23 protein-coding genes and 2 pseudogenes are annotated in these 24,670 nt (G+C 43.6%); 22 read left to right on the top strand and 3 right to left on the bottom strand.

Going from position 1 to position 24,670, the window contains the following annotated elements; genetic code table 11:
- Positions 1 to 18: 18 nt before the first annotated feature.
- From SSV_RS11290 to SSV_RS11270, 5 genes are all read left to right on the top strand, one after another.
- Positions 19 to 933: a hypothetical protein gene (locus SSV_RS11290; RefSeq protein WP_072074839.1), complete on the top strand. Its 915-nt coding sequence runs from the start codon at positions 19 to 21 to the stop codon at positions 931 to 933.
- A gap of 48 nt (positions 934 to 981) precedes the next feature.
- Positions 982 to 1,872 carry a hypothetical protein gene (locus SSV_RS11285; RefSeq protein WP_002901876.1) on the top strand — a complete coding sequence of 297 codons (891 nt, stop codon included), beginning with the start codon at positions 982 to 984 and terminating at the stop codon, positions 1,870 to 1,872.
- Between the two features lie 51 nt (positions 1,873 to 1,923).
- Positions 1,924 to 2,958: a SepM family pheromone-processing serine protease gene (locus SSV_RS11280; protein ID WP_072074838.1), complete on the top strand. Its 1,035-nt coding sequence runs from the start codon at positions 1,924 to 1,926 to the stop codon at positions 2,956 to 2,958.
- 197 nt (positions 2,959 to 3,155) lie between these two features.
- Positions 3,156 to 3,752: a hypothetical protein gene (locus SSV_RS11275; RefSeq protein WP_072074837.1), complete on the top strand. Its 597-nt coding sequence runs from the start codon at positions 3,156 to 3,158 to the stop codon at positions 3,750 to 3,752.
- Between the two features lie 2 nt (positions 3,753 to 3,754).
- Positions 3,755 to 3,979 carry a helix-turn-helix transcriptional regulator gene (locus SSV_RS11270; protein WP_072074836.1) on the top strand — a complete coding sequence of 75 codons (225 nt, stop codon included), beginning with the start codon at positions 3,755 to 3,757 and terminating at the stop codon, positions 3,977 to 3,979.
- A gap of 103 nt (positions 3,980 to 4,082) precedes the next feature.
- Here the strand turns inward: SSV_RS11270 and rpmG are convergent, their stop codons facing one another.
- On the bottom strand, positions 4,083 to 4,232 hold the full coding sequence (gene rpmG / locus SSV_RS11265) for a 50S ribosomal protein L33 (RefSeq protein WP_001265622.1): 150 nt from the start codon (positions 4,230 to 4,232) through the stop codon (positions 4,083 to 4,085).
- A 15-nt stretch (positions 4,233 to 4,247) separates the two neighbouring features.
- The gene (gene rpmF / locus SSV_RS11260; RefSeq protein ID WP_002894148.1) at positions 4,248 to 4,430 is read right to left on the bottom strand and encodes a 50S ribosomal protein L32; all 183 of its coding nucleotides are present in this window, start codon (positions 4,428 to 4,430) and stop codon (positions 4,248 to 4,250) included.
- 186 nt (positions 4,431 to 4,616) lie between these two features.
- On the opposite strand from rpmF, the gene SSV_RS11255 reads away from it, so the two are divergent.
- Complete coding sequence (locus SSV_RS11255; protein ID WP_072074835.1) at positions 4,617 to 5,492, top strand: hypothetical protein; 876 nt, start codon at positions 4,617 to 4,619, stop codon at positions 5,490 to 5,492.
- Between the two features lie 185 nt (positions 5,493 to 5,677).
- On the top strand, positions 5,678 to 7,381 hold the full coding sequence (ilvD, locus tag SSV_RS11250) for a dihydroxy-acid dehydratase (RefSeq protein WP_141640148.1): 1,704 nt from the start codon (positions 5,678 to 5,680) through the stop codon (positions 7,379 to 7,381).
- 82 nt (positions 7,382 to 7,463) lie between these two features.
- Here ilvD and SSV_RS11245 read toward each other — a convergent pair whose 3' ends face one another.
- Positions 7,464 to 7,805: a metal-sulfur cluster assembly factor gene (locus SSV_RS11245; RefSeq protein WP_002899327.1), complete on the bottom strand. Its 342-nt coding sequence runs from the start codon at positions 7,803 to 7,805 to the stop codon at positions 7,464 to 7,466.
- Between the two features lie 180 nt (positions 7,806 to 7,985).
- Here SSV_RS11245 and hisS point away from each other — a divergent pair, with 180 nt between their 5' ends.
- The 15 genes and pseudogenes from hisS to SSV_RS12035 form a co-directional block, all read left to right on the top strand.
- The gene (gene hisS / locus SSV_RS11240; protein ID WP_072074833.1) at positions 7,986 to 9,266 is read left to right on the top strand and encodes a histidine--tRNA ligase; all 1,281 of its coding nucleotides are present in this window, start codon (positions 7,986 to 7,988) and stop codon (positions 9,264 to 9,266) included.
- A gap of 167 nt (positions 9,267 to 9,433) precedes the next feature.
- Positions 9,434 to 9,721, top strand: a complete 288-nt coding sequence (locus tag SSV_RS11235) for a WXG100 family type VII secretion target (protein WP_023917057.1) — start codon at positions 9,434 to 9,436, stop codon at positions 9,719 to 9,721.
- A 233-nt stretch (positions 9,722 to 9,954) separates the two neighbouring features.
- Positions 9,955 to 12,894, top strand: a complete 2,940-nt coding sequence (gene esaA / locus SSV_RS11230; RefSeq protein WP_072074832.1) for a type VII secretion protein EsaA — start codon at positions 9,955 to 9,957, stop codon at positions 12,892 to 12,894.
- Between the two features lie 6 nt (positions 12,895 to 12,900).
- Entirely contained in the window at positions 12,901 to 13,359 is a 459-nt protein-coding gene (gene essA / locus SSV_RS11225) for a type VII secretion protein EssA (protein WP_002907520.1), read from the top strand.
- Position 13,360: 1 nt separating this feature from the next.
- Positions 13,361 to 13,600 (top strand): EsaB/YukD family protein, encoded by a 240-nt coding sequence (locus SSV_RS11220; RefSeq protein ID WP_002894139.1) that lies wholly within the window; start codon positions 13,361 to 13,363, stop codon positions 13,598 to 13,600.
- Between the two features lies 1 nt (position 13,601).
- Positions 13,602 to 14,861 (top strand): type VII secretion protein EssB, encoded by a 1,260-nt coding sequence (gene essB / locus SSV_RS11215; RefSeq protein WP_072074831.1) that lies wholly within the window; start codon positions 13,602 to 13,604, stop codon positions 14,859 to 14,861.
- A 2-nt stretch (positions 14,862 to 14,863) separates the two neighbouring features.
- Positions 14,864 to 17,686, top strand: a complete 2,823-nt coding sequence (gene essC, locus SSV_RS11210; protein ID WP_255297064.1) for a type VII secretion protein EssC — start codon at positions 14,864 to 14,866, stop codon at positions 17,684 to 17,686.
- 37 nt (positions 17,687 to 17,723) lie between these two features.
- Positions 17,724 to 18,245, top strand: a complete 522-nt coding sequence (locus SSV_RS12040; RefSeq protein WP_176693613.1) for a hypothetical protein — start codon at positions 17,724 to 17,726, stop codon at positions 18,243 to 18,245.
- Between the two features lie 5 nt (positions 18,246 to 18,250).
- Positions 18,251 to 18,565, top strand: a complete 315-nt coding sequence (locus SSV_RS11205; RefSeq protein WP_002901844.1) for a hypothetical protein — start codon at positions 18,251 to 18,253, stop codon at positions 18,563 to 18,565.
- Between the two features lie 33 nt (positions 18,566 to 18,598).
- Complete coding sequence (locus SSV_RS11200; protein WP_072074830.1) at positions 18,599 to 20,785, top strand: hypothetical protein; 2,187 nt, start codon at positions 18,599 to 18,601, stop codon at positions 20,783 to 20,785.
- A gap of 2 nt (positions 20,786 to 20,787) precedes the next feature.
- Complete coding sequence (locus SSV_RS11195; RefSeq protein WP_072074829.1) at positions 20,788 to 21,762, top strand: hypothetical protein; 975 nt, start codon at positions 20,788 to 20,790, stop codon at positions 21,760 to 21,762.
- Complete coding sequence (locus SSV_RS11190; protein WP_072074828.1) at positions 21,743 to 22,147, top strand: hypothetical protein; 405 nt, start codon at positions 21,743 to 21,745, stop codon at positions 22,145 to 22,147. The genes SSV_RS11195 and SSV_RS11190 overlap by 20 nt, the downstream gene beginning before the upstream one ends.
- 165 nt (positions 22,148 to 22,312) lie before the next feature.
- On the top strand, positions 22,313 to 22,525 hold the full coding sequence (locus SSV_RS11185; protein ID WP_072074827.1) for a hypothetical protein: 213 nt from the start codon (positions 22,313 to 22,315) through the stop codon (positions 22,523 to 22,525).
- A 181-nt stretch (positions 22,526 to 22,706) separates the two neighbouring features.
- Positions 22,707 to 23,945, top strand: a pseudogene (essC, locus tag SSV_RS11180) (type VII secretion protein EssC); the annotation flags it as partial.
- 16 nt (positions 23,946 to 23,961) lie between these two features.
- A pseudogene (locus SSV_RS12035) lies at positions 23,962 to 24,669 on the top strand (FtsK/SpoIIIE domain-containing protein); the annotation flags it as partial.
- Position 24,670: the final 1 nt, after the last annotated feature.

The following is a 24,670-nucleotide window of genomic DNA, read 5'->3' as shown; positions in this document are numbered from 1 at the left end:
TCTGCGACATCGTCTTTTATGGCGAAAAATGACTTAATTAGGGGATTTATGAAAAGAAAGTTTGACGTAAGCGATGTTTTAAAGGAAGCCTGGGGACTGACTGTTGATTACTTTTTTGTATGGACAGCAGGGCTTGCTATCATTCAACTGCCATTTTTTATTCTAGGGCTGTTAATTCTATTTTTTTCTCCATTGACTTCTACATTTCTTCCAAGTATGATTTTCTTTGGATTTCTATGTTCTTTTGTGATTGCTTATATCCATAAGTTTTCCTTGACCATGGTTCGTAATCCGCAGATGGTGCGAAGAAACTTCTGGAGGGCTGTTGGCTACAGTATTTCTGATGGCTTTTTTGGGCGTTTGCTTTCTATGTCTATTTATGTCTTCATCTTTTTCTTGGCTATGTTACTTCTTTTTGTATACTTTTATAATGTCTTGATGCCAGATGCAAATTTTCAAGAGAATATGGGAACTTGGATGATTTGGGTTGCAAATAATCAAGAGAAGATGGCTAGTATGCTCTTCCTGGTTTTTTTGATAGCACCAATGTTTAACTTGGTATTCCATTTGTTTTACAGCTATTTTATCGTCTCTCACTTCTTCTTGTTGCCCTATATTATTCAGGATACCAACTCCTCTGATAATCTCTTGCGTCCTCTGTCAGCCTTTGGCAGCTTGGGCAAGTCCTTTTCTCGTATGAATGGTCAGAGGGGACGTTACTTACTGGTAGAGCTTGTCTTAAAGCTTATTCCTGTAGTATTGGGTCTAATAGAAGTTTTGAGTTTACTTTTTAGTGCTGGTGTGTCTAATATTGTGGGAATGATTGTTAGTATGATAAATGGCTTTTTGCTGATTTATGCCTTGGCAGCCCGCTCGGTTATGGCTGACATCCTGATGTCTTATGATCGGGAAATAGTTAATTTTGGAGATTAATATTTATGAAAAAATTAGAAAGGGTTTTAGGATTTAGGATAATGAACGATGAATGATGTAAAAGTAACAAGGGTTTTCAGAGAAGCTTGGATTTTTGTTACAGAATATTATTTTGTCTGGCTGAAAGGCCTTTTGCTGGTCGGAATCCCGCTTGCAGTGCTGGGCTGGTTTCTTTTTCCGCTGGTTTCGAGTTGGTCTTACCGGTCCATTTTAGTCTTGACCTGTTTGGCTTTTATAATTGCTTTCGGTTTTGCTTATGTCAATAAATTTGCCTTGACAGTGATACGAAATCCGCAGATGGTTAAGCTCTATTTTGGCTATGCGGTTTGGTACAGTATCTCAGATGGCTTGCTTACTCGCCTCTTTTATTCCTTCATTGTCAGTGCCGTCCAGGTTCTGATTCTGTACATGGGTTGGTCGGCAATTGGCATCAATCTTGGGGTGGCTAGTCTCTTTGCCTTTTATCGGAGAGCAGTAAGTCCAGAGGCCATTGTGATTTTCCAGTTTCTCTTTCCTTTCTTGTTCATGGTCTTTTACCTGCTCTTCACTTATCTGGTTGATTCGCACTTCTTTTTGCTGTCCTATATCATTCAGGATACTAGCTCCAGAGACAATCTGGCCAAGCCGCTTTCTTTTTATGGCTGTTTGAGAAAGTCAGTTCTACTGATGAAGGAGCGCAGGGGTCGTTATGTTCTGCTCAGCTTTTTTCTAGCTTCTTTTGGTGGGTTGATTGGCTTGGGTACTCATCTCCTGATGGATCTGATAAGGCAGTATATTGGTCCCTTGCTGGGGGAACTGGATGATTTACTTGGCCTGATCCAGATGATTCCTGTCCTAGTTTTCAGTAGCTTTTACTGTGTATTTGTTCTGGTTGTTCGGACAGTTTTTGCCGATACTCTGATGGAAAATGATACAGAAGTGGTGGATTTTGGTGATTAATTTAGGAAGTTGCAAGACCAGACAATACTTGATAGAAACAAGAGGAAGGATATGAAATCAGTAACAAGAATTTTAATAACAGCTTTGGTGCTAACTGGGATTGGCTTTATCCCCCTGCCTTATCAAGTGGAGACCTTGAGACCGGCTTTGAATGCCAAAGACTTTGTCCAAGTTCAAGGAGGAACTAGTCAAGGAAAAGGTCAAATCTATGTCATGGCTGTCGGTGTTTCCGATGCCCGGGTGTTCAGTCTCTTTTTGACTTTGCTGCCTAATTACAGGCTGGAAACAGAGTATGTCTCTGTACCTGAAAACTATTTCGATAAGGAGAAGGGACGGGAAGAGCGAGAGAACAGCACTATGGGGTCTTCCCATCTCAATGCCTTGCAGGTAGCTTATCAAGCATCCGGTCATACTGTTGAGATTAGACATAAAGAGATTTTTGTGGATGCTGTCAGCCAAGAGACGCCGTTAGCTCAGGAGCTGCAGAAAGGCGATGTGATTTTAAAGATTGACAATCAGAGTTACACTAGCCCATACGACATTGTCGATCAGATGGAACAGCGGCCAGTTGGCAATGTGGTATCCATTGAGTACAGCCGTAATGGTGTAATCGGTTTGGCTAGCGGTCCTGTGATTGTGGATGAGACAACTGGTAAGCCTGGTTTGGGGATTGCATTGGGTTCTAAGGCCAGTGTTGCCATGAATCCTCTGACGAAGTTTAAGAGCAACGGTGTAGCAGGTCCCTCTGGTGGACTCATGTTCAGTTTGGAGCTGTACAATCAGCTCGTGTCTGAAGACATTACCAAAGGAAAAGCTATTGCTGGTACTGGAACGATTGACCACAAGGGAAATGTTGGCCGGATTGGCGGGATAGAGATGAAGGTCATGGCTGCAGATAAGGCAGGCGCTGAGATTTTCTTTGTTCCTGATGATACCATTGACGCTGATATTGCCCAGTACAATCCCAAGTTGCGCTCTAACTACCATGAGGCACTTCGTGCTTCTATCAAAATCAAGAGTAAAATGAAAATCGTCCCTGTCAAAACCTTCAACGAAGCTTTGAACTATCTCAGAGAGATGGAATAAGAGACTTTACTACTCTATGAGTAGTCAATAGAAACAAAAGCTCCTGCTAGTTATTTATCTGGCGAGGGCTTTTATTATAGAATTTTTTCAAATAATTGCCACCTTGGCACATAAATTCTTGCTTTCCAAATTGAAGTGTGATATATTTATAACATAAAGAGTGTTAAATATTTCTAACATAAGGAAAGGAGTCTATCATGAAAAAAAGTCAAAAAACGGGTGGCATCATTACAATGATTGCCGCAGCTCTCTTTATTGATTTTACTGTTTTATTTGGTTCCAATCTTAGTTGGGGACCCAAGTTGATTATTCTCGGTATTTCAGTGTTAGGTCAGATTGTAGCTATTTGGGGCTGGCTGCACATGAAACCATGGCCTCATAAGAGTCAGAAAGGTAAGGGAAAGACTATTTTTGACTTGTCTGCTAAGCTATACACGATGCTTTTGTTTGCAGCAACCATTTTTTATACAGTAGGAATTTGGGTTGCAACCCCAAGCGAAGGATCCAGTATTAAGGAATGGATTTTGGGAGTTGGCCTCGTTATTGAAGCGATTGTATTTGGTTTTTTCTCTTTGAAAAATGTCAAGGAAACTCCAGACGAACGCTTTTATGCTAATTTAGCTAAGGCAGCTAGCTTGATGTTTGTCTTTATACTAGGCGCACTGATGATCCTAGCAGTTATCATTGGGTACATGGGTTCTCTCACTCTCTACATGGGCCAGATCTTTATTAGCATAGCTGCCTTGATTTGCATCTTTGCAGTTGTCTATCTTATCTTGGAGCGGAGAGGATAACCATGGCCAAAGAAAGCAAGATTATCACTAATCTCAAATCCGTTCGCGAATCCATGGGCATGACCCAGCAGGAGCTAGCCGACCGCATCGGCATGCGGCGCGAGACAATTCTGCACTTGGAAAATAACCGCTACAACCCTTCGCTGGAAATGGCTCTCAAAATTGCTCAAGTTTTTAACCTTAAAGTGGAAGATCTCTTTGAACTCAGACAGAAAGGGGAGGCATAATTCTTTTCGAGACCTAGTATTAAGTTCGTTGATTAATTAGGAATTGAAGCCAAAAGAAAAAAACCTTTGAAATGTTGATTTCAAAGGTTTTTTGTTAAATAAATTACTTAACTTCTGTAAACACAACGTGTTTGCGAAGTTTTGGTGAGTATTTCTTCAATTGAAGACGGTCTGGCGTGTTACGTTTGTTTTTAGAAGTAAGGTACAAGCGTTCACCAGATTCTTTGTGTTCAAGTGTGATATTTACGCGCATGGTAGCTCCCTTCTATTATTCTGCTGCTGCAGCTTTGGCAATCTTACGGCCCTTGTAGTATCCTTTAAGGGATACACGGTGAGAGCGTGAGTAATCACCAGTAGTTTCGTCAAAAGTTACAGTTGGAGCTGTCACTTTGTAGTGAGTGCGGCGTTTGTTTTTCTTCGCTTTGGAAGTGCGACGTGCAGGTACTGCCATTGTTTGTTTCTCCTTTTAGATTGTAAATTCGATTCGATTTGATGATTTTCATCAACTCTAACAGTATAACAAAACTTTTTTGTAAAGTAAAGTTACTTGACAGATTTTTTTTAAATCTTTTCTGCTTAGGTTCTTAGAAGAAACCGGTTTTTCCGTATGCTATAATAAGAACAAAGGAGGCGGACTATGAAAGCAGCATTAAAATTACTTAGTCTATTCTGGCTGGGGATCATGTGTATTGTTTTAATCTTTTGGGGAGTGAACAGTTTTCGTGATTACCAAATTATGAAAGATGTAGAAAATCATTTGACTGCGGATTTCAAAAGCATGGGATACAAGGGGAAAGTGACGGTAAAAAACTACGATAGGCCTGCCGGCTATGGGGAGACCATGGACTTTAGCTATGAAGAAAAGATTGATGGGAGACTTTTGACCTTCTCAGATAGCGTGGATTATGATCCGACAACCAAGCAATACGAAGCTTCAAGATTAAGTCCCGTGCCTGAGGAAACTGAAACCGGCTTAGATGATAGCATTCAGCTAGAAGCCATGTGGCAGCAGCCTTATGTCCAGAAGCAGTTTAAGAAAATGAAGTCGGTCTTCAAGAAGCTAGATGATGAGGATATGACTTTAAAAGAAATTTCAGGTGAAACAATGGAAGTGCTTCATCAGGATGACGGTCAAATAACCTCAGAAATGCTAAATGCTGGGCAAGCAGAGCTAGTTCAGGATTTCCAAAAGAACAGGCAGAAAGGCCTGCCTCTCAATGGATATTATAATGTTGATGTCAAGTCTTATCTGCAAAAACATACTCTGCAGCTTCGAGTGAACTATGAGTTATTGGTTGATGATTTATATGATGATGAGAAAGCTATAGATAAGTACCCCGGAGTCTTTTTCCAGAAGCTTAAAAAGTTAGACTACAGTCAATTTTGGGATGGTTATTACCTAGTAGGCTATGATTTGAAAGAGCGTTCTGGTAGTGGCATAGGCGGGAATTCTGAGGTGATTGTGTTGGATATCCGTGGGGGTAAATTGGTTCGTACTTTTAGTGCTTTTTAGAGTTTGACTATTTTTGAGAAGAATTTGTTTATTTCAGGAATTAAGCTGATAAGTTTTAATTGCTTGGGATTTTTGAGAAAAATTCATTTTTGAATCTTCTGAAAATTTAAAAATTTTCCTCTGTAAAATACAGCCTAAGTGTGGTATAATAAAGCACAAAGATTACTGCAATGAAAGGGAAAGCTATGACAGATAAGGATATTCGTCACAGAAGTAAGATTTATGACAGTATGGTTAAATCTCCTAACCGTGCCATGCTTCGCGCGACAGGGATGACTGATAAAGATTTTGAAACGCCTATTGTTGGGGTGATTTCCACTTGGGCGGAAAATACACCCTGTAACATCCATTTGCATGACTTGGGCAAGCTGGCCAAGGAAGGCATCAAAGCAGAGGGTGCTTGGCCTGTCCAGTATGGGACTATTACAGTTGCAGACGGGATTGCCATGGGAACACCGGGCATGCGCTTCTCTCTAACTTCACGCGATATCATCGCAGACTCCATCGAGGCTGCCATGGGTGGGCATAATGTGGATGCCTTTGTAGCTATCGGGGGCTGTGATAAAAATATGCCAGGCTCCATGATTGCCATTGCTAACATGGATATTCCTGCTATCTTTGCCTACGGCGGAACGATTGCACCGGGGAATCTGGACGGCAAGGACATTGACTTGGTTTCTGTCTTTGAAGGAATCGGAAAATGGAATCATGGCGATTTGACAGCTGAGGAAGTGCGCCGCATTGAGTGTAATGCCTGCCCTGGCCCTGGTGGCTGTGGCGGTATGTATACAGCCAATACTATGGCGACTGCTATTGAAGTTCTGGGCATGAGCCTGCCAGGATCGTCTTCTCACCCTGCTGAGTCCAAGGACAAGCAAGAGGATATCGAAGCAGCCGGCCGTGCTGTTGTAAAAATGCTAAAAATGGGGCTGAAGCCGTCTGATATCTTGACACGCGAAGCCTTTGAAGATGCAATCACGGTGACCATGGCTTTGGGTGGTTCTACTAATGCCACTCTGCACTTGCTGGCCATGGCGCACGCGGCCAATGTTGAGCTGACGCTTGATGACTTTAATGTCATTCAAGAGAAGGTACCGCATTTGGCTGACTTGAAACCGTCCGGTCAGTATGTCTTCCAAGACCTTTATGAGGTTGGGGGAGTGCCGGCTGTGATGAAATATCTCTTGGCAAACGGCTTCCTGCATGGCGACCGCATTACTTGTACAGGTAAGACGGTAGCAGAAAATCTGGCGGAATTTGCTGATCTGACACCAGGTCAAAAGGTCATTATGCCGCTTGAAAATCCAAAACGTGCGGACGGTCCGCTTATCATCTTGCATGGTAATCTGGCTCCAGACGGCGCTGTTGCCAAGGTTTCTGGTGTTAAAGTGCGCCGTCACATTGGACCAGCTAAGGTCTTTGACTCAGAAGAAGCCGCTATTGATGCGGTACTGGCCGATGAAGTGGTCGATGGCGACGTGGTTGTAGTTCGCTACGTTGGACCAAAGGGTGGCCCTGGTATGCCAGAAATGCTGTCACTTTCGTCTATCATCGTAGGGAAGGGGCAAGGTGACAAGGTTGCCCTCCTAACAGACGGTCGCTTCTCAGGCGGTACTTACGGCTTGGTTGTCGGACACATTGCTCCAGAAGCCCAGGATGGTGGTCCGATTGCCTATCTTCGTACAGGCGATATGGTCACGGTTGACCAAGATACCAAGGAAATTTCTATGGCAGTCTCTGACGAAGAGCTGGCGAAACGTAAGGCAGAAACGACCATCCCACCGCTTTATAGTCGCGGGGTACTTGGTAAATATGCCCACATGGTATCCTCTGCCGCTAAAGGTGCTGTTACTGACTTCTGGAAACCAGAAGAAACCGGCAAGAAATAGCCTATATATGATAAAAGAACCCGCTAGTTTTTCTAGCGGGTTTGGTGTTTTTATTTTAAATGTAGATAAACTAAGTTCCTTCTTATCTAGGACTGATTCCCAGGGCAATGCGGCCGAAACGGCTGATACGGGTGATTTTCCAAGCAGGAGACCAAGTAACTTCGACAGAGGCGCTTTCAATCTCATCGATTTTCTTAAGAGAGTCCATGATGGCGATGGGCAGACTCTCAGCGCAATCACAGGCTGTATCGGTAAAGGTCATGACAACCTTGCAGTGGCCGTTTTCGTCTAAGTTAATTTCATAAATCAACCCTAAGTTATAGACATCCAGCTCTACATCCGGATCGTAAATACGCTCGAGCTTCTCTACCAATTTATCCTGAATTGCAGCGGCTCGGTCGTTGATTTTGATATCGTCTCTCATGGCTATTCCCTTCTATCTGACTTGAATTGTTTTTATTTTCTCACAATTCTGACTTTTTTTCAAGCTATTTTGGAACATGAAAACGGATTTAGTTCTTCCAAACGAAAAATCCCTTTCGGGCTCCTCAAAATGGCGGACTTATGATAGAATATAAGTACTAAAGAAGGCGGAGGTCAGAAGATGAAATTACAAAAACCTAAAGGAACTCAGGACATTCTTCCTCAAGAATCAGCCAAGTGGCAGTATGTAGAAGACTTTGCCCGCAAGACATTTAAAAAATACAATTACGGCGAAATCCGCACGCCGATTTTTGAGCACTATGAAGTCATCAGTCGCTCGGTAGGGAATACGACAGACATCGTGACCAAGGAAATGTATGACTTTTATGACAAGGGTGACCGCCATATCACGCTGCGTCCAGAGGGGACAGCGCCCGTGGTGCGTTCTTATGTAGAGAATAAGCTTTTTGCTCCTGAAGTGCAAAAGCCTGTCAAAGTCTATTATATGGGCTCAATGTTTCGCTATGAGCGGCCTCAGGCTGGCCGTCTGCGGGAGTTTCACCAGATTGGTGCAGAGTGCTTTGGATCTAGCAATCCTGCTACAGATGTAGAAATGATTGCCATGGCGGCTCAATTTTTCAAGGATATTGGCATTACCAATGTCAGCTTGGAGCTTAACTCGCTGGGGAATCCTGAGAGCAGAGCTGCTTACCGCCAGGCCTTGATTGATTATCTGACTCCACTGAAGCCTAGCCTATCAGCAGATAGCCAACGTCGCTTGGAGGAAAATCCGCTGCGTGTGCTGGATTCTAAAGAGCCCGAAGACAAGGCGGCTGTAGAAGGTGCTCCGTCTATTCTGGACTATCTGGATGAGGAGAGCAGTGTCTACTTTGCGGCCGTTCGATCCATGCTGGAGACCTTGCAGATTCCTTATGTCATCAATACCAACATGGTCCGTGGGCTAGACTACTATAATCATACGATTTTCGAGTTTACAACTGAGGTGGCTGGCAGTCAGCTGACTATTTGTGCTGGCGGCCGTTATGATGGGTTAGTTGCTTACTTTGGTGGCCCTGAAACGCCAGGTGTTGGCTTTGGTATGGGTTTGGAACGTTTGCTTCTCGTACTTGACAAGCAAGGAGTAGAGCTGCCGATTGAAACCGCTCTGGATGTGTATGTAGCTGTTTTAGGACCTGGTGCCAATAGCAGAGCTTTGGAGTTAGTGCAGGCTCTCCGCGTACAGGGTTTTGCAGCAGAAAGGGATTATCTAGACCGCAAGCTCAAGGCACAGTTTAAGTCGGCTGATATCTTTAAAGCCAAAACTCTTATCACCTTGGGTGAAAGCGAAGTGGAAAGCGGTCAGGTGACTGTTAAGAACAATCATAATCGTGAGGAGATTACTGTTAGCTTAGACCAAATCCAAGAAAACTATCAGCTTATTTTTGGGGAATTGGGGTTTTAAAGGTTTGAACCTAACAGTCAGAAACGCTATAGTATCATACGTTTGAACGAACTTGGTTGACAACATGTAAATATATTTTCTAAAAAAATATCTTTAAAAACTTGAAACATAAAGTGATTATTGATATAATGTACCCGTTATATAAATTTGCTAAAGGAGAAACAACTATGGCACAAATTAAATTGACTCCAGAAGAACTTCGTACATCTGCAAACAGATACACTGAAGGTTCTGAAAATGTAACTCAAGTTTTGACTACATTGACTAATGAACAAGCAATTATTGCTGATAACTGGGATGGTTCTGCATTTGATAGCTTTGAAGCACAATTCAACGAATTGTCTCCAAAAATCAAAGAATTTGCACAATTGCTCCAAGATATCAATGCACAGTTGGTTAAAGTTGCTGACATCGTTGAGCAAACTGACCAAGATATCGCTGCACAAATTCACTAATTTTGTTATAACGGCTTTAGGAAGGCAAGAGCCTTCCTATTTTTGTAAAGTTTAAAAATGAAAAAAGGCAGTTTCTTTCATGTTTGATAAGAAAATCGCTGCAATGTAAAGGCAAGCTCTGACAATCTGAATCAATATCTGAATTAGACTGTTAGAGCTGTTTGTGTCTTTCTGTGTGCTCTTTTATGTAACAATAAACTAAAAAATTTAAAAAGAAAAAGAAATTTACATCCATGGGAAATAAAAAATTACTTAAGTATATAGGAAACGTTGTTTTAGTCATCGCCTTGCTGGCTGCAGTAGTGACGCTGAATGTCGCAGTGCAGAAGAATACAAGCAGCGCTAGAGACAGCAAGATCAAAACAGATCAAAAGACTAAACTGAATGTCGCGGTCGTCAATGAAGACCGGGCTGTTAAGGTTGATAAGAAAGAGTATAATCTTGGAGCTAGCTATGTCAAAAATCTAGAACGGGATGACTCTCAAAACTGGTACATCGTGACGCGTGGAGCTGCAGATGCTGGCCTGGAAAATGGGAAATACCAGCTGGTCGTGACGATTCCAAGTGACTTTTCGGAAAAAGTGCTAGATGTCAATGCTATCAGTGCAGATCGGACAATCGTCACTTATAAAGTTAACGCTGCAGGAAATCAGCAGATTGAAAATGAGGCCAATAGTCTGGCTAAGGATATTATCGCGGATCTGAATAGCCAGTTGGTTGATATGTATATGGCAAGTATCTTGAGCAATCTATATACGGCTCAGCAAAATGTGCAGGCTAGTTCAGAGGTGCAAATTACCAATATTGGCAATTATCGAACCAACTTATTGGAATCTGCTATTGGTTCTAAGAATATTTTCCCAACGCTAGTCAGTATGTCTGCCTCATCTGTCGAAGCTAATAACTCTCTGAAGACGACTCTGGAAACTTATGCTAAGGCTTTTGATGACTTGGATAACTCTCAAGCTACTTATGGAAAGAATTTTGATAGTCTTCTCAAACAGCGAGTTAGTGACCAAACTAGTTATGAAGAATTTATGACCCAGCTGATTGAGATGGATCGTCAGCTTTTGGCAAATGAAACTGAGACGCTTTATAATAGTTTGAGCGAATCGCAACAAAAATTGACTGCACAGCTTGAACTTGCCAAAAAACAATCTAGTGATGATTCAGACGATAATAATAATCAGCCAAGTCAAAATCAATCTGATAATGTCAGCAAGCAACTAGAGCAGTTGGAAGCTGCCTTAAATGCAGAACGTGGGCAATTAGATGTCCATAAACAACAGATTAAGGACTTTGTTGATAATAAATTAAGAACCTACTATGGTGTTGAAGAAGGCAAGCCTATTACTCTTAGCGCAGTGTTAGGAGATGCTATAACAAGCTACGATGCTTCCTTGAAGACACAAATAGCTGAAGCAGTAAAAGAGTTGCCAGCTTCTCAACCAACAGAGGTGAAATTCGGATTGCCTGTTCCTACTCTCGACTATTCAACCATTTCGCAATTTGGAACACCACAAGGAAATGGAAGTGCTGAATTAGACAATCTGGCAGCAGCTGCAGAGAAAGCGGCTAGCTCTACAACCGGCCCAGTTAATAGCCAGGTTGGAAAGGCTACTTTGTCAGTCACTCCACCAACAGGTGTAACAATCAAAACTATTACATACAATGGCGAAACAGTAGCAAATGGGCAAGAAATTAATTTAGCTGAAGGGGCTAATTTTAATGTGCAGTTCAATGTAGCTAATGATGCTGCAGCCACTTCAGTTGATAGCTCAATTGATATTTCTCTGAATGGTATTAAGGTTGCAAGTGCACCGGTGAATGTAGAGGATGCACAAAAAGCGGCAGCGGCATATGGAGCTAAAGTACAGGAGATTTCTTCTGCCTATCAACACGTTATGTCTTTAATCCAAGCTTATAATTCTTTTGATGAGTTAAAAAATAAAGATATGTCCGAATCTTTATCGAAGCTTTTAGTACAGGCGGTTGAATCTAATCTGGGTGCTTATGAAAATAGTTTATCTGATAGTAAAGATGGTAAGCCTGAGAATAGTGTCAAAGGGAAGTTGGATACAACAATTAGTCTCCTTAAGAACAAGATTGAAGACGTCAAAGGGACCAATTCAGAACTCGCAACTGAGATTGATAAACAGCTCAATCTTTACAAAGATGTACGAGAGAAATTGAAAGGTATCTCGGCATCTCGAGTCTCCTCTACGGATGCATTGAAAAAGACAGACACCGATTTGTCATCTCTGAATTCAGAATTCTCATCCTTGCTGTCTTCGACTTCTGGTGTTAAGTCTTCTTCACAGACCAATGTGCAAGCAGCTGATAGTGTCAACCAGATCTTCAGCAGCTTCAATCGTGAGCTGGAAAATGCACAAGGAACGACAGAGAAATTGTCTGCGAATGCTGAAAGCTTGATGGGACAATTCAATAAGGAATTGGAAGATAATGGCAACTTTGTGGAATCTTTTGTCAAGGTTCTTAACAATGCCTATGAGAACGGTGTTCCTAATGAAGTATTGTTGGACTTCCTGTCTAATCCAGTTGCTCAATCTTCTTCATCTGTCAAAGCGACTGTCAATGTTTACCGTCCATTTACTTGGATCCTCTTGTTGGAGATTGTCAGTCTGTTTACGGCCTATCTTTTTGCAACGCAAAATATTGTGCGCAAGGTTAAAGACCGCTTTAAGCTTAATAAACTACAAGATACAGATATTACGACTGTGGGCATCCTAGGCTTCCTGTCTCTGACGATTGGTCTGGTTATTGGGATTGTCTCCAGCATGCAGCTTCACATCGGCAAGGAATATGTTCCATCTTGGGTCTTGTTGATTGTGGTTGCTAGCTTTGTCTTGATTCAGGGGCAGTATTTGTTCCTCAAGCATCTGCGCGTGATGGGTATGGGCTTAGCTTTCTTCATGATTATCAGCTTTGTCTATCTATCTAATGCCATTGGTACGACAGCTAGTTTGACTGGCTTCCCAGCCTTTATCAAGAGTTTGAATGCCTTGTCTGTGCTAGAAGGCATGCTGTCAGGTTACTTTGACGGCAAGACAGCTGGTTTCTTTGCCATCTTTGGTCTGATTGTCTTGCTGGCTCTGCTAGTTGCCGCTAATATCTTTATCAAGACTAGAACATTAAAAACTGAGGAAGTTTAAAAGAGTATGAAAAAAATTCTGTTTTTATTCCTACTCCTAAGTTCGTTTGCGGTGACGGCTGTTGCCGCAGATGAGCTAAAGGATAATCGTCTGCAGATAGATAATTCGCGGATTGAAAAAGAGCAAGAACTGAACTTTGGTGCACAATCGGAAGGCACCAAGTCTCTTTTCGTTGCTGAGAATCAGGAAAAAATTCAGGAAATGAAGCAGTATCAAAATAAACAGTTGGCCACAGAAGCGGGACAACTGTTTTCTGCTATACAGGGGCCGACGGATATTTACCATTCCAAGGAGCTTTTTCAGCCGGGAACGGAAAAATTGTCCAAGCTGCAGACGAGTTTGAAAAGCGATGAAGAAAGCAGCTGGGATGATTTTCTGCCGGGAGTAGTCTACTTTGTAGCAGCCATACTCTTGGTCAGTATGACTGTCTTTGTCAGCTATCGTATCAGTAAGGGAGAAGTATAACATGGAAGGACATATCAACATCACCCTCCGTTTGCGGGATAAGGACGTGGATATTCGCATTCCTAAGCGGATTGAGGTCCGTCGCTTCATTCGGGAGATTGATCAGATTTTCAATATCGAAGGAAAGCGCCATAAGTATCAGCTGCGGATTATTAACAAGGGGTTGATACTGGATGAGGGCAAGGTTTTGGCTGATTATCCAGTCACAACGGGAGATTTAGTAGAGATTGAGGAGATTTAAGGTGACTGAGGAAAAATTTGTATTTGCTGAACAAGAGTTTATCTATGAAAAAAATGACAAGAATTGGAGCCTAACGTTGAAGCGTTCGGACGTGGCAACGCAGGATTTGCGGGAGCTCTTGCTGTTGGACCTGCACCATCCGCTTTTCTTGGAGCAGGAGACTAAGGCTGACCATGATAGTGTCTATTTCACCTATCAGATTGAGCCTTTGGGGCTGTCTAAGGAAGAGATTGAAAAGCGCACGATTTCTGAGCGGATTCGTCTGGCTCTCAATGTTTTTGCTCTGGAAGCGGCACTGGAATTGCCGGTGACTTTTTTGCTGCATCCTAGCAATCTCTTTATTACCAAGGATGCGCAGGCTAAGATTGCTTATCGCGGAGTTCCAGGTATTATGACACCTCAGTCTATTTCTCGGGAGGACTTCTTGCGTCAGGCTAAGTGCTTTGCGGTGACGCTCTTTGCAGATTTGGACTTTATGGAGCTTTACAAGGGCTCGCTAGAGCTAGAAACTCTGCCGGATTTCCTAGTGGAGCTGCGTGAGGCTGACAGTCTGGAAGATGCGGTTGCTGTTTTGGAGAAATCCTATCAGGAAAAGGCTGCAGAAGAAGCAGAGAAGCAGACACTGGTCTCCAAGCGCCAGCATAAGATTTTCAAACTGGCGACCATCTGGTTGACAGCAGCTGTTGTGATTTTGACCATTCCTTTGATTTATTTGATTTTCATACAGAATCCTTTCAAGGAAAAGCTGTTACAGGCGGATACTGCCTTTATCAAAGTGGACTACAGCAAGGTCATCGATGAGCTGGAGGGAATCTCTCCTAAGAGCCTGCCGAATACACAGAAATATGAACTAGCCTACTCTTATATCCAGGGCTTGGAATTTTCTGATGATCAACGTAAGGTCATCCTGAACAATGTCACACTAAAATCAGATGATTTGTATCTCAATTACTGGATTCAAGTTGGACGTAATGATTTTGAAGATGCTTTGGACACAGCCAAACGAATTAATGACTCAGATCTGATCATCTATGCCTTGACGCAGGAGATGAAAAAGGTACGTGAGGACGATAGTTTGTCTGGTAAGGATCGGGAGACTAAGCTTGAGTCCTTGGAAGGCGAGTATAAGAAGTACTGGGATAGCCGTAAGGAGCTTTTGACTGGTGATTCTAGCTCAAGTGCTTCTGGCGAGGAAGGTTCTTCAGGAGCAAGCTCTTCCTCCAGCAGTGAAGCGTCGTCTAGCAGTAGCGCGAAGGAGTAAGTATGAGCAAGACAATCATCATCTATACAGACCATCTGCGCTATGAGCTGCAGCTGACAGAGGACAAGAAAGTTCTCCTAGCAGCGAGTGAGAAGGCTCAGCTTTACCTGCCTCATCAGGAGACTCCTATCCAGCTTCAGTTAGCTGAAGGGCAAGTCTTTTATCAAATGGGGGAAGAAACGGGAGTCGTAACTGACGGTCTGACCTTGGGCAATCTGACCTTGTATCAATCTGATTCAGAACCGGCTGTTTATGACCTATTGGACAGAAAAGAGTTACTCATCAGCGACCAGAAGGGAGCAGCTATCAGTCTGGAATCGCCTTTGGAGTTGCTCTTGAAGCGAACGAATGATTCTTGGATTTTGACCAAGATGCGAGGTCAAGTCTACCTCAATCACGTTGAGTGGACAGGAGACCAAATCCAGCTGGAAGCCGGCGACGAGCTAAGCTTGGAAAGTATTTCTCTCAAGGTCTATCCAGAAGAAATCTGGGTGACAGGTCCGGCTACGGTCAGCTCTAGTCTGACCTTGCGGGGGGCTTCTCGCCATGGTTTTTATCCAGACTATCCAGACTATCACCGCTCGCCGCGGATTATCTATCGGAGCTCAGAGGACAAGATTCAGATTGCTCCGCCAAGCAAGGAACCTCAAAAGCCTAATGATGAGCTCTTGAGACTGATTGTGCCGCCACTTCTCATGGTTGGGGTGACGGTACTGATTACACTGGTTCAGCCGCGGGGAATTTATATCCTCGTTACAGTTACTATGTCAATCGCCAGTGCTATCTTTTCGGTTCGAGGTTTCTTCAAAAACCGCAAGAAGTTCAAGGAAGACAAGAAGGAGCGCATAGATCTTTATCACCTCTATCTGAAAGACAAGGCTATTGAGCTGAACAAGCTAGAACGTGAGCAGCGTGATGGCATGCTCTATCATTTCCCAAACATTAACGAATTGACGGGTCTGGTGACAGACTACAGCCACCGCATCTACGAGAAGACACCGCTGCACTTTGACTTTCTTTACTATCGCTTGGGGCTTGGACAGGTGCCAACCTCTTATAAGCTGACCTACGGTCAAGAGGAGCGAAGCGGCAAGAAAGATGCGCTGGAAGAGGAGGGCTATGCTCTCTACACTCGGCATAAGAAAATTCCCGACCTTCCTATTGTCGCTAATCTCAGCCATGGACCGGTCGGCTATATCGGTCCGCGCAATCTGGTTCTGGAACAGCTCCAGCTCTTGGTCATGCAGTTAGCGGTCTTTCACTCCTACCACGATGTGCAGGTGATTACCATCATGCCAGAGGAGGAGCGCGACCAGTGGGATTGGCTGCGCTGGCTGCCGCATGCGACTCTGCAAGAGCTGAACGTCCGTGGCTTTGTCTATAACCAGCGGACGCACGATCAGGTTCTAAACAGCCTTAACCAAATCCTGAAACTGCGCAAGGCTCAGAAGGAAGAAGCGACACGGCAGGAGACAACCCTATACAGTCCTCACTATGTGGTATTGGTCACAGATGAAAAGCTGATTCTCGACCATATCATCATGGAATTTTTCACAGAGGATCCGACTGACCTGGGCTGCTCACTGATCTTCGTACAGGATGTGATGAGCTCTCTGTCTGAAAATATCAAGACAGTTGTCAATATCAAGGACCGCAATACCGGTCAGCTGGTCATGGAAGAGGGAATCCTTAGAGAAATTGACTTCCGACTGGATCATTTCCCAGAAGGCTATGACAAGGAGCGAATCGCTCGGACCTTGGCGCCACTCAATCACCTGCAGAATCTCAAGAGCTCGATCCCTGATACGGTCACCTTTATGGAGATGTATGGGGCAGAGACCTTCTCGGATCTGCAAGTCTTGCAAAAGTGGCAACAGAATGCGCCGTATAAGAGTTTGGCGGTGCCTATCGGCCTGCGGGGTAAGGAAGACCTGGTCTACCTCAACCTGCATGAAAAGGCTCACGGACCGCACGGACTGATAGCCGGAACAACAGGATCTGGGAAGTCAGAGACCATCCAGTCCTATATCCTGAGTCTGGCTGTCAACTTCCACCCACACGATGTGGCCTTTCTCCTTATCGACTACAAGGGTGGGGGAATGGCCAACCTCTTCAAGAACCTGCCCCATCTCTTGGGAACCATTACCAACTTGGACGGAGCCCAATCCATGCGGGCGCTGGCTTCCATCAATGCGGAGATTCACCGTCGGGAGCGGCTCTTCAGAGAGTTTGAAGTCAATCATATCAACCAATATCAAAAGAAATTTAAAAACGGGGAAGCAACCGAACCTCTGCCCCATCTCTTCCTCATCTCGGATGAGTTCGCAGAGCTCAAGGTCAACCAGCCTGACTTTATCAAGGAGCTGGTATCCATCGCTCGGGTCGGACGTTCCCTCGGGGTCCACTTAATCCTGGCTACTCAGAAGCCCTCTGGGGTGGTGGATGACCAGATCTGGTCCAACTCCCGCTTTAAGCTAGCGCTCAAGGTGGCAGACCGGACGGACTCGATGGAAATGCTTAAGACGCCAGATGCGGCGGAGATCACCCAGACTGGCCGGGCCTACCTGCAGGTCGGCAATAATGAAGTCTATGAACTCTTCCAGTCAGCCTGGTCAGGGGCAGACTACCAGCCGGATAAGGATGAGATGGGAATTGAAGACCATACCATCTACCTGATCAATGACCTGGGCCAATACGAAGTGCTCAATCAAGACCTGTCAGGTCTTGATCTAGCAGAAGATATCAAGGAAGTACCGACAGAGCTGGAGGCCATTGTCAGTCAGATCCAATTGCTGACAGAAAGCCAGCAAATCCCACCTCTCTAAGGGTAATCTTCTCTACTTAACGGATAAGGAAGAGCAGATGAGTGCTTTGACTGAGCAGATTGCACGAGGCAAGCAGAAGGTGATTGTGCTAGCGCCGAAGTATCATAATTTGCCTGAGATGGAAGGTGTGACAATTCTTGCTAGTCCAGAGGAATATCAGACTGGAATTATTGCGATGGAAGAAAATATCAAGGCGCGCTTGGAAAAGCGCAACAATCAGCATGAAGCAACAGTAGTTCTATTTAATCAACTGGAATTAATGGGTGAGTTGAGTCTTGATGACCAGACCTCTCTCATTTACATTCTGGAAAAAGGACTGCGAGCTGGCTATGCTTCTGTTTCGATGAGTGGCAGCCAGCTGTATAAGCAAATAGATGTTGTTTCTAAGACAATTAGAAACTATAAACAAGCTATTGTCTCAATGAGATTGACGGATCAGAATATTCTAACTGTCACAAATAAACCTATCCGCGAGCCACAGTTAGAAGAGCAAGAGCACTACTATGTAGCCGACGGATTAGCAAGTAAAATGAAAGCATTAATGATAGAGAGGAAATAAAGATAATGGTAGCAGTTACAACAGATACAGAAGGAAGAGCTAGTCAGTTAGCATTGATTAGAGGGAAAATGAGGCAAATTGAAAAAGTAATTGCAGCATTAAATGGTGTCTCAACAAGTGTGGAAGATGTCCTCGGAGGCGATGGCCCTATTGCAGAAGGTTATCATTTATCGGGAAAACCATACTCAAGTATGACGGATAGTGAAAATGATATTCGAACTGCAGCTCAGACAGCTTTTAATAGCCAACGTACAAGTGTTATTGCAGATTTGAATGAGAAATATCGTGCTTTGCAAGCAGAAGCGCAGAGTTTGTTGTAGATATAATGAAGATATAGAAAGAAGAGGGTAGATATGGCAAAAATAACGGTCGACCAGCTGCAAGAGTTGGGGGAGTATGGGAAAAAGGTAAAAGATAATTCTAAGCAATTTAAAGCAGCCGTAGTGAATGCAAATTATCAATTTGCATTGAAATACAAAGGAAGTGAAGGAGATGTCATTAAAGCCTTTGTAGAAAAACTTAACACAATCCAAAACCAAGTTTTTGATATCTATCCAGGATATCTTGATTATTTTGGAGCGGTCATGGAAAATTATGATACAGGATTGAGTGGGCTTGGTTTTGCAACGAAAGCTTGGTCACAAGATGGTGAAGCAGGAGCACAGGGAGTTCAGCAGAAATTAGTTGGAGATCAGAAAAAGAAGGTTGAAGCTATTCGGAAGAGTTTGGATGTTCATTATACGACAGCCGCGACTATTCTTGGCAGTGGAAAGATTAGTGCTGAAGCAGTGTATAATGATGCTTCAGCTGCTCTAGATGATGCAGGGGGAAAGCGCAGTCAACTTGATAGCAGCATGCAGGAATTTTACAAGAGTTTTGTGGATGGTTTGAACACCTCACAAGCACAATTAAAAGCAATTTTAGAAGTTCTGAATAATGCACGCTATATTGGTTCGCTGGAACCCAGCACGGTTGTGAATGCAATAGCAGAAAAGCGTTTAACCAATCCAGATGATTTGAAAATGTTAGATGCTATTCAAGATTCTGGAGATGCTGCTATGGTTACTGCGATTCTTTCAGGGGATAAATTTAGAGAGATGGGGAAGGTGGATGCAACCCATGTCAGTTCTAATATGTCTGCTTATGCTTATGCTCAATTTGCAGGAGTGAAAGATCTTGGCAGTTCTGACAATATCAATGATTTGGAAGCCTTTATCAGTGAGCTTCAAAAGCAAGATCCGGATAAAGTGAAAATCTATATGGAGAAGCTTAGTGCAGCCAGTGCTCAGCAGGGGTATATCTCAGTAGCGCAAGGCTTGCGCTTATTTCCTGATTTTCCGGCTGAACGAACCCCAGAGGCGATGGCGAACTATATTGATAGTATTCGGGGGAATAATGAAGAGTTGGCTGAAGTCAGTGCTAATTTAAGGAAACATGCCCATTTAGCAGGCTTGTTTGATAGTCTATACTTGTTAGATGTGGGTACTAGGTATAACACATATGGGGCCGAGATTAAATTAACACAAACAACTCTATCCGACCTAGGGTATACTGCACAGGGCTTTGGGTATAAACTCACTCAGCTTGAAACAGACGTTACAAATAACTATACAATTTCAAAACAAACCTTCAATATTGCAGTGGATAACTATCTAGAGGCAGAGTCTGTTCATTTTGATCAGATGTCTGAAAAGATTGAGAAGTTAGAGGCCTCTAAGAAACAAGCTGTTCTTGATTTTATTGGCGATGTCGCACAAGCTGGTATTTATCTGCTTCCTGGAGGTGTACCAGCTAAGATAGCTGTGAATTTATTCGGAGACATTGCCAAGAAGACAGGCAGCAATTATGCGAGTGATTTTGCGGACTATCTCAAAGATTTTAGGGATGCAGTTCCAAAAGATTATCGAACAACTGCAGTTTCAAGCCTAAGTGTCCTTAAAGCGCCTTTTAAGTTATATGAGAAACTTGAGAAGATTAATAAAGATATTAAAGAAGCCAAGGATGCTCAGCTATATAGTATCTTTAATGTGGGTGGTGTCTCTGTCAACAAAGATGGAAAGGTTGTCAAAGCGGAGTATACACCAGCTTATGACTTGGATGCCTTCTTGACAATGAAGGACTTGGCAGATAATGGCTTAAGTGCCCATGTCTACCGTCAGGCTCTGATAGATGGGAAGTCACCAGAAGAAGCATTAGCAAAATTAAATGAATTTGAAAGTAATGTGAATAAGCCAGATGTTTTAAGCGTTTCTGCAAAGAATTTTGCTTTGGGTCGTCCGGATGTTCCGGCCAACATTGGAGCTGTTGGCCAGATGATGTATGAAGAGCGGATGAAGCAGGAAGATAGAGATAAGGCATTACTAAATAAAATGCAGGAGTTTGATGCACAAGAAATCTGGAATCATTATCAGGATTACGGTCGGAATTCAATTATTCCGGATACCTCAGATCAGAAAAATCCTAAGGCGGCAGAGTCAGCAGAGAATCTTAAGAAAGATATTCAGGATGATTTCAATCGCATTGCCCAAGGGAGGTTCTGAGAATGTTTCGAAAAAAATATATCTTAATTACCATTATGGCTCTAGGACTTACATTGATAGGTGTTTTTATCTATTGTTACATAGCGTTCAATAGGAAAGTACCAAAAGTTGAATATGGAGAAATTAAGAAGTCAAAAATAGAAAATATTGAAACTTTCGGTGATAAAAATCAGTTTGTTTTGATACAATCATCCAACAAAGATATATTTCCAAATGGAGGTCTTGGGCAGCGCTACTTAGTGACAGATGAGCGGAGATTTGATAGAGCTAGTTCTTCGGAGAGACCATCAGAAGGTTGGTATTGGAATATATACATCTATGATATTGAGCAGAAGAAACCAAGCGCTTATAAGGTGGATTTGTATGCTTTGGTAAAAAAATATGATTCCTCTTACTATTTAGGGGCCTTAGGAAGCGTTATTTACCAAGATGGTCAAGATTATCAAATTTTGGAGCTCCGTAAGTGGAAGGGAGATAGTCCCACATTTGTCTTATTGAATTTAGAAACACATAAGATAGAAGATGAGAATCCCATCTTGCACCATTTAGAATCACGCTATCAATATAGATTGGGAGATTTGATTTATGGGACAAATTTTTATGATATTCTCAAAGAAAGAGGCGCTTCACTGGATAGAGATCGACTGACTTTGAATTCTGGTAGTAAGTTGTCGGAGGAGATCAATTTAAGTCGAGAGTACCCAGAAATTATAAAACATATGGAGGATAATCCACAAACAAGTTCTATTGGATTTCGTCAAGGCTTGGTTACTGCTGAAGAAGAATATCAAACCCTACGCCATTGGTTTACTCCTGTAGGTGAAAAAATAGTTGACATTGTAACTAGTGAAGATTATAACGAAAATAAAACTCTAGATACCTACAAAGACTACACAGAGTGGCAGGAAGAGGTTTTTAAAATTCAACAGCAACGTAAGAAAGAGATGGAGAATAATAATGAGCAGAAGAACAATTAAAATGGATCAGATTCGGTCAGTAGAGGCAACCTTGCATAATTATATTTCATCAGGGTTTACACAAGCCCAAAACGGTGCGATTGTGCAAGACGAGTCAGCGGACTTGCTTGATGGCGCGTTTAGAGCAATGTTTCAAACAACCGAAGGTTTGTCTGAAGCAGTAGAAGGACTCAATGGTTTCTTAAATAAGGTTGCGGATGCATTTGAGAAAAGAGATGCCCAGCTCAAAAGTATGATTGATTCTAACTTGAAAGAGGTTCCTGTGGGGACTCGTGAGCAGAAAAACGACTATTATATTTCTCAAGGAAAAGATTCGAAAGAACGCTACAATCGCCGGAAAATGGTAGATATTGCGGAGAGTCAATATAATGACTTTCCGAAATAGTTAGATTTTGCTTTGTTTCAAAAAAATACTTGTAACCATCTGAAGGAATTTTCAGGTGGTTTTCTTTTACACCTCATTCCTCTACCTTGCTATTCTCCAAAAGTTTCCAGTTTCTTCCCTAACATTTCTTTCTTATGCTATAATAGTCTATATAAAGTCGAGGGAATGATGAAGAAAATATTATTGGTAGTTTTGGTGCAGGGTTTGGCTGTCTTTGTGATTACTGGTCTGCTTTGTTATTTTATGCGAGGGGATTTTTTCTTCCGTGCTTTAGCGCCGATTTTTGGTCTAGCAGTGGGAAGGTTTCGCTTCTTGACAGCCATGGTTACAAAAGCATTTGCGCCCAGTCTCTATGAAGATAGCAAGAAAAAGGAATAATCTATAGAGCTGACAGTAGGTCTGGGGTCATTTGCCTCAGGCCTTTCTTTTTCTCCTCCCTTTCCCACCCTATCTCTCATATGGTATAATGGAACAAGGACATTTTCCTTTCAGTACCTTGAAAATTCTATATTTTTAGAATCATTTATCTGCTCTGCTATTTCCTCAAAAAAATAAAATGACGGACCTGGGCTGCTCACTGATCTTCGTGCAGGATGTGATGAGCTCTCTGTCTGAGAATATCAAGACGGTTGTCAATATCAAGGACCGCAACACTGGTCAGCTGGTCATGGAAGAGGGAATCCTCAGAGAAATTGACTTCCGCTTGGATCATTTTCCAGAAGGCTATGACAAGGAGCGAATCGCTCGGACCTTGGCGCCACTCAATCACCTGCAGAATCTCAAGAGCTCGATCCCTGATACGGTCACCTTTATGGAGATGTATGGGGCAGAGACCTTCTCGGATCTGCAAGTCTTGCAAAAGTGGCAACAGAATGCGCCGTATAAGAGTTTGGCGGTGCCTATCGGCCTGCGGGGTAAGGAAGACCTGGTCTACCTCAACCTGCATGAAAAAGCTCATGGACCGCACGGGCTGATTGCCGGGACAACCGGATCTGGGAAGTCGGAGACCATCCAATCCTATATCCTGAGTCTAGCCGTCAACTTCCACCCACACGATGTGGCCTTTCTCCTTATCGACTACAAGGGTGGGGGAATGGCCAACCTCTTCAAGAACCTGCCTCATCTCTTGGGGACCATCATCAACTTGGACGGTGCCCAATCCATGCGGGCGCTGGCTTCCATCAATGCGGAGATTCACCGTCGGGAGCGGCTCTTCAGAGAGTTTGAAGTCAATCATATCAACCAATATCAAAAGAAATTTAAAAACGGGGAAGCAACCGAACCTCTGCCCCATCTCTTCCTCATCTCGGATGAGTTCGCAGAGCTCAAGGTCAACCAGCCTGACTTTATCAAGGAGCTGGTATCCATCGCTCGGGTCGGACGTTCCCTCGGGGTCCACTTAATCCTGGCTACTCAGAAGCCCTCTGGGGTGGTGGATGACCAGATCTGGTCCAACTCCCGCTTTAAGCTAGCGCTCAAGGTGGCAGACCGGACGGACTCGATGGAAATGCTTAAGACACCAGATGCAGCAGAGATTACTCAGACTGGCCGGGCCTATCTGCAGGTCGGCAATAATGAAGTCTATGAACTCTTCCAGTCAGCCTGGTCAGGGGCAGACTACCAGCCAGATAAGGATGAGATGGGAATTGAAGACCATACCATCTACCTGATCAATGACCTAGGCCAATACGAAGTGCTCAATCAAGACCTGTCAGGTCTTGATCTAGCAGAAGATATCAAGGAAGTACCGACAGAGCTGGAGGCTCAATCACCTGCAGAATCTCAAGAGCTCGATCCCTGATACGGTCACCTTTATGGAGATGTATGGGGCAGAGACCTTCTCGGATCTGCAAGTCTTGCAAAAGTGGCAACAGAATGCGCCGTATAAGAGTTTGGCAGTGCCTATCGGCCTGCGGGGTAAGGAAGACCTGGTCTACCTCAACCTGCATGAAAAAGCTCATGGACCGCACGGGCTGATTGCCGGGACAACCGGATCTGGGAAGTCGGAGACCATCCAATCCTATATCCTGAGTCTAGCCGTCAACTTCCACCCACACGATGTGGCCTTTCTGCTCATCGACTACAAGGGTGGGGGAATGGCCAACCTCTTCAAGAACCTGCCTCATCTCTTGGGGACCATCATCAACTTGGACGGTGCCCAATCCATGCGGGCGCTGGCTTCCATCAATGCGGAGATTCACCGTCGGGAGCGGCTCTTCAGAGAGTTTGAAGTCAATCATATCAACCAATATCAAAAGAAATTTAAAAACGGGGAAGCAACCGAACCTCTGCCCCATCTCTTCCTCATCTCGGATGAGTTCGCAGAGCTCAAGGTCAACCAGCCTGACTTTATCAAGGAGCTGGTATCCATCGCTCGGGTCGGACGTTCCCTCGGGGTCCACTTAATCCTGGCTACTCAGAAGCCCTCTGGGGTGGTGGATGACCAGATCTGGTCCAACTCCCGCTTTAAGCTAGCGCTCAAGGTGGCAGACCGGACGGACTCGATGGAAATGCTTAAGACTT

Origin of the sequence: Streptococcus sanguinis (assembly GCF_001078705.1) — a bacterium.
Lineage (GTDB): Bacteria > Bacillota > Bacilli > Lactobacillales > Streptococcaceae > Streptococcus > Streptococcus sanguinis_D.
The sequence above is the reverse complement of the archived record's forward strand: the minus strand, read 5'-3'. Positions and strand labels throughout refer to the sequence as shown.

Bases quoted from the DNA above. Each gene is read 5' to 3' on its own strand.
- SSV_RS12040 (WP_176693613.1), top strand. From the start codon at position 17,724: ATGAGTGCTTTGACTGAGCAGATTGCACGAGGCAAGCAGAAGGTGATT.
- SSV_RS11245 (WP_002899327.1), bottom strand. From the start codon at position 7,805: ATGAGAGACGATATCAAAATCAACGACCGAGCCGCTGCAATTCAGGAT.
- essA (WP_002907520.1), top strand. From the start codon at position 12,901: ATGAAAAAAATTCTGTTTTTATTCCTACTCCTAAGTTCGTTTGCGGTG.
- SSV_RS11200 (WP_072074830.1), top strand. From the start codon at position 18,599: ATGGCAAAAATAACGGTCGACCAGCTGCAAGAGTTGGGGGAGTATGGG.
- esaA (WP_072074832.1), top strand. From the start codon at position 9,955: ATGGGAAATAAAAAATTACTTAAGTATATAGGAAACGTTGTTTTAGTC.
- SSV_RS11235 (WP_023917057.1), top strand. From the start codon at position 9,434: ATGGCACAAATTAAATTGACTCCAGAAGAACTTCGTACATCTGCAAAC.
- SSV_RS11195 (WP_072074829.1), top strand. From the start codon at position 20,788: ATGTTTCGAAAAAAATATATCTTAATTACCATTATGGCTCTAGGACTT.
- SSV_RS11290 (WP_072074839.1), top strand. From the start codon at position 19: ATGGCGAAAAATGACTTAATTAGGGGATTTATGAAAAGAAAGTTTGAC.
- SSV_RS11220 (WP_002894139.1), top strand. From the start codon at position 13,361: ATGGAAGGACATATCAACATCACCCTCCGTTTGCGGGATAAGGACGTG.
- SSV_RS11270 (WP_072074836.1), top strand. From the start codon at position 3,755: ATGGCCAAAGAAAGCAAGATTATCACTAATCTCAAATCCGTTCGCGAA.
- ilvD (WP_141640148.1), top strand. From the start codon at position 5,678: ATGACAGATAAGGATATTCGTCACAGAAGTAAGATTTATGACAGTATG.
- hisS (WP_072074833.1), top strand. From the start codon at position 7,986: ATGAAATTACAAAAACCTAAAGGAACTCAGGACATTCTTCCTCAAGAA.
- SSV_RS11280 (WP_072074838.1), top strand. From the start codon at position 1,924: ATGAAATCAGTAACAAGAATTTTAATAACAGCTTTGGTGCTAACTGGG.
- essC (WP_255297064.1), top strand. From the start codon at position 14,864: ATGAGCAAGACAATCATCATCTATACAGACCATCTGCGCTATGAGCTG.
- SSV_RS11205 (WP_002901844.1), top strand. From the start codon at position 18,251: ATGGTAGCAGTTACAACAGATACAGAAGGAAGAGCTAGTCAGTTAGCA.
- SSV_RS11190 (WP_072074828.1), top strand. From the start codon at position 21,743: ATGAGCAGAAGAACAATTAAAATGGATCAGATTCGGTCAGTAGAGGCA.
- SSV_RS11275 (WP_072074837.1), top strand. From the start codon at position 3,156: ATGAAAAAAAGTCAAAAAACGGGTGGCATCATTACAATGATTGCCGCA.
- rpmG (WP_001265622.1), bottom strand. From the start codon at position 4,232: ATGCGCGTAAATATCACACTTGAACACAAAGAATCTGGTGAACGCTTG.
- rpmF (WP_002894148.1), bottom strand. From the start codon at position 4,430: ATGGCAGTACCTGCACGTCGCACTTCCAAAGCGAAGAAAAACAAACGC.
- SSV_RS11185 (WP_072074827.1), top strand. From the start codon at position 22,313: ATGATGAAGAAAATATTATTGGTAGTTTTGGTGCAGGGTTTGGCTGTC.
- SSV_RS11255 (WP_072074835.1), top strand. From the start codon at position 4,617: ATGAAAGCAGCATTAAAATTACTTAGTCTATTCTGGCTGGGGATCATG.
- SSV_RS11285 (WP_002901876.1), top strand. From the start codon at position 982: ATGAATGATGTAAAAGTAACAAGGGTTTTCAGAGAAGCTTGGATTTTT.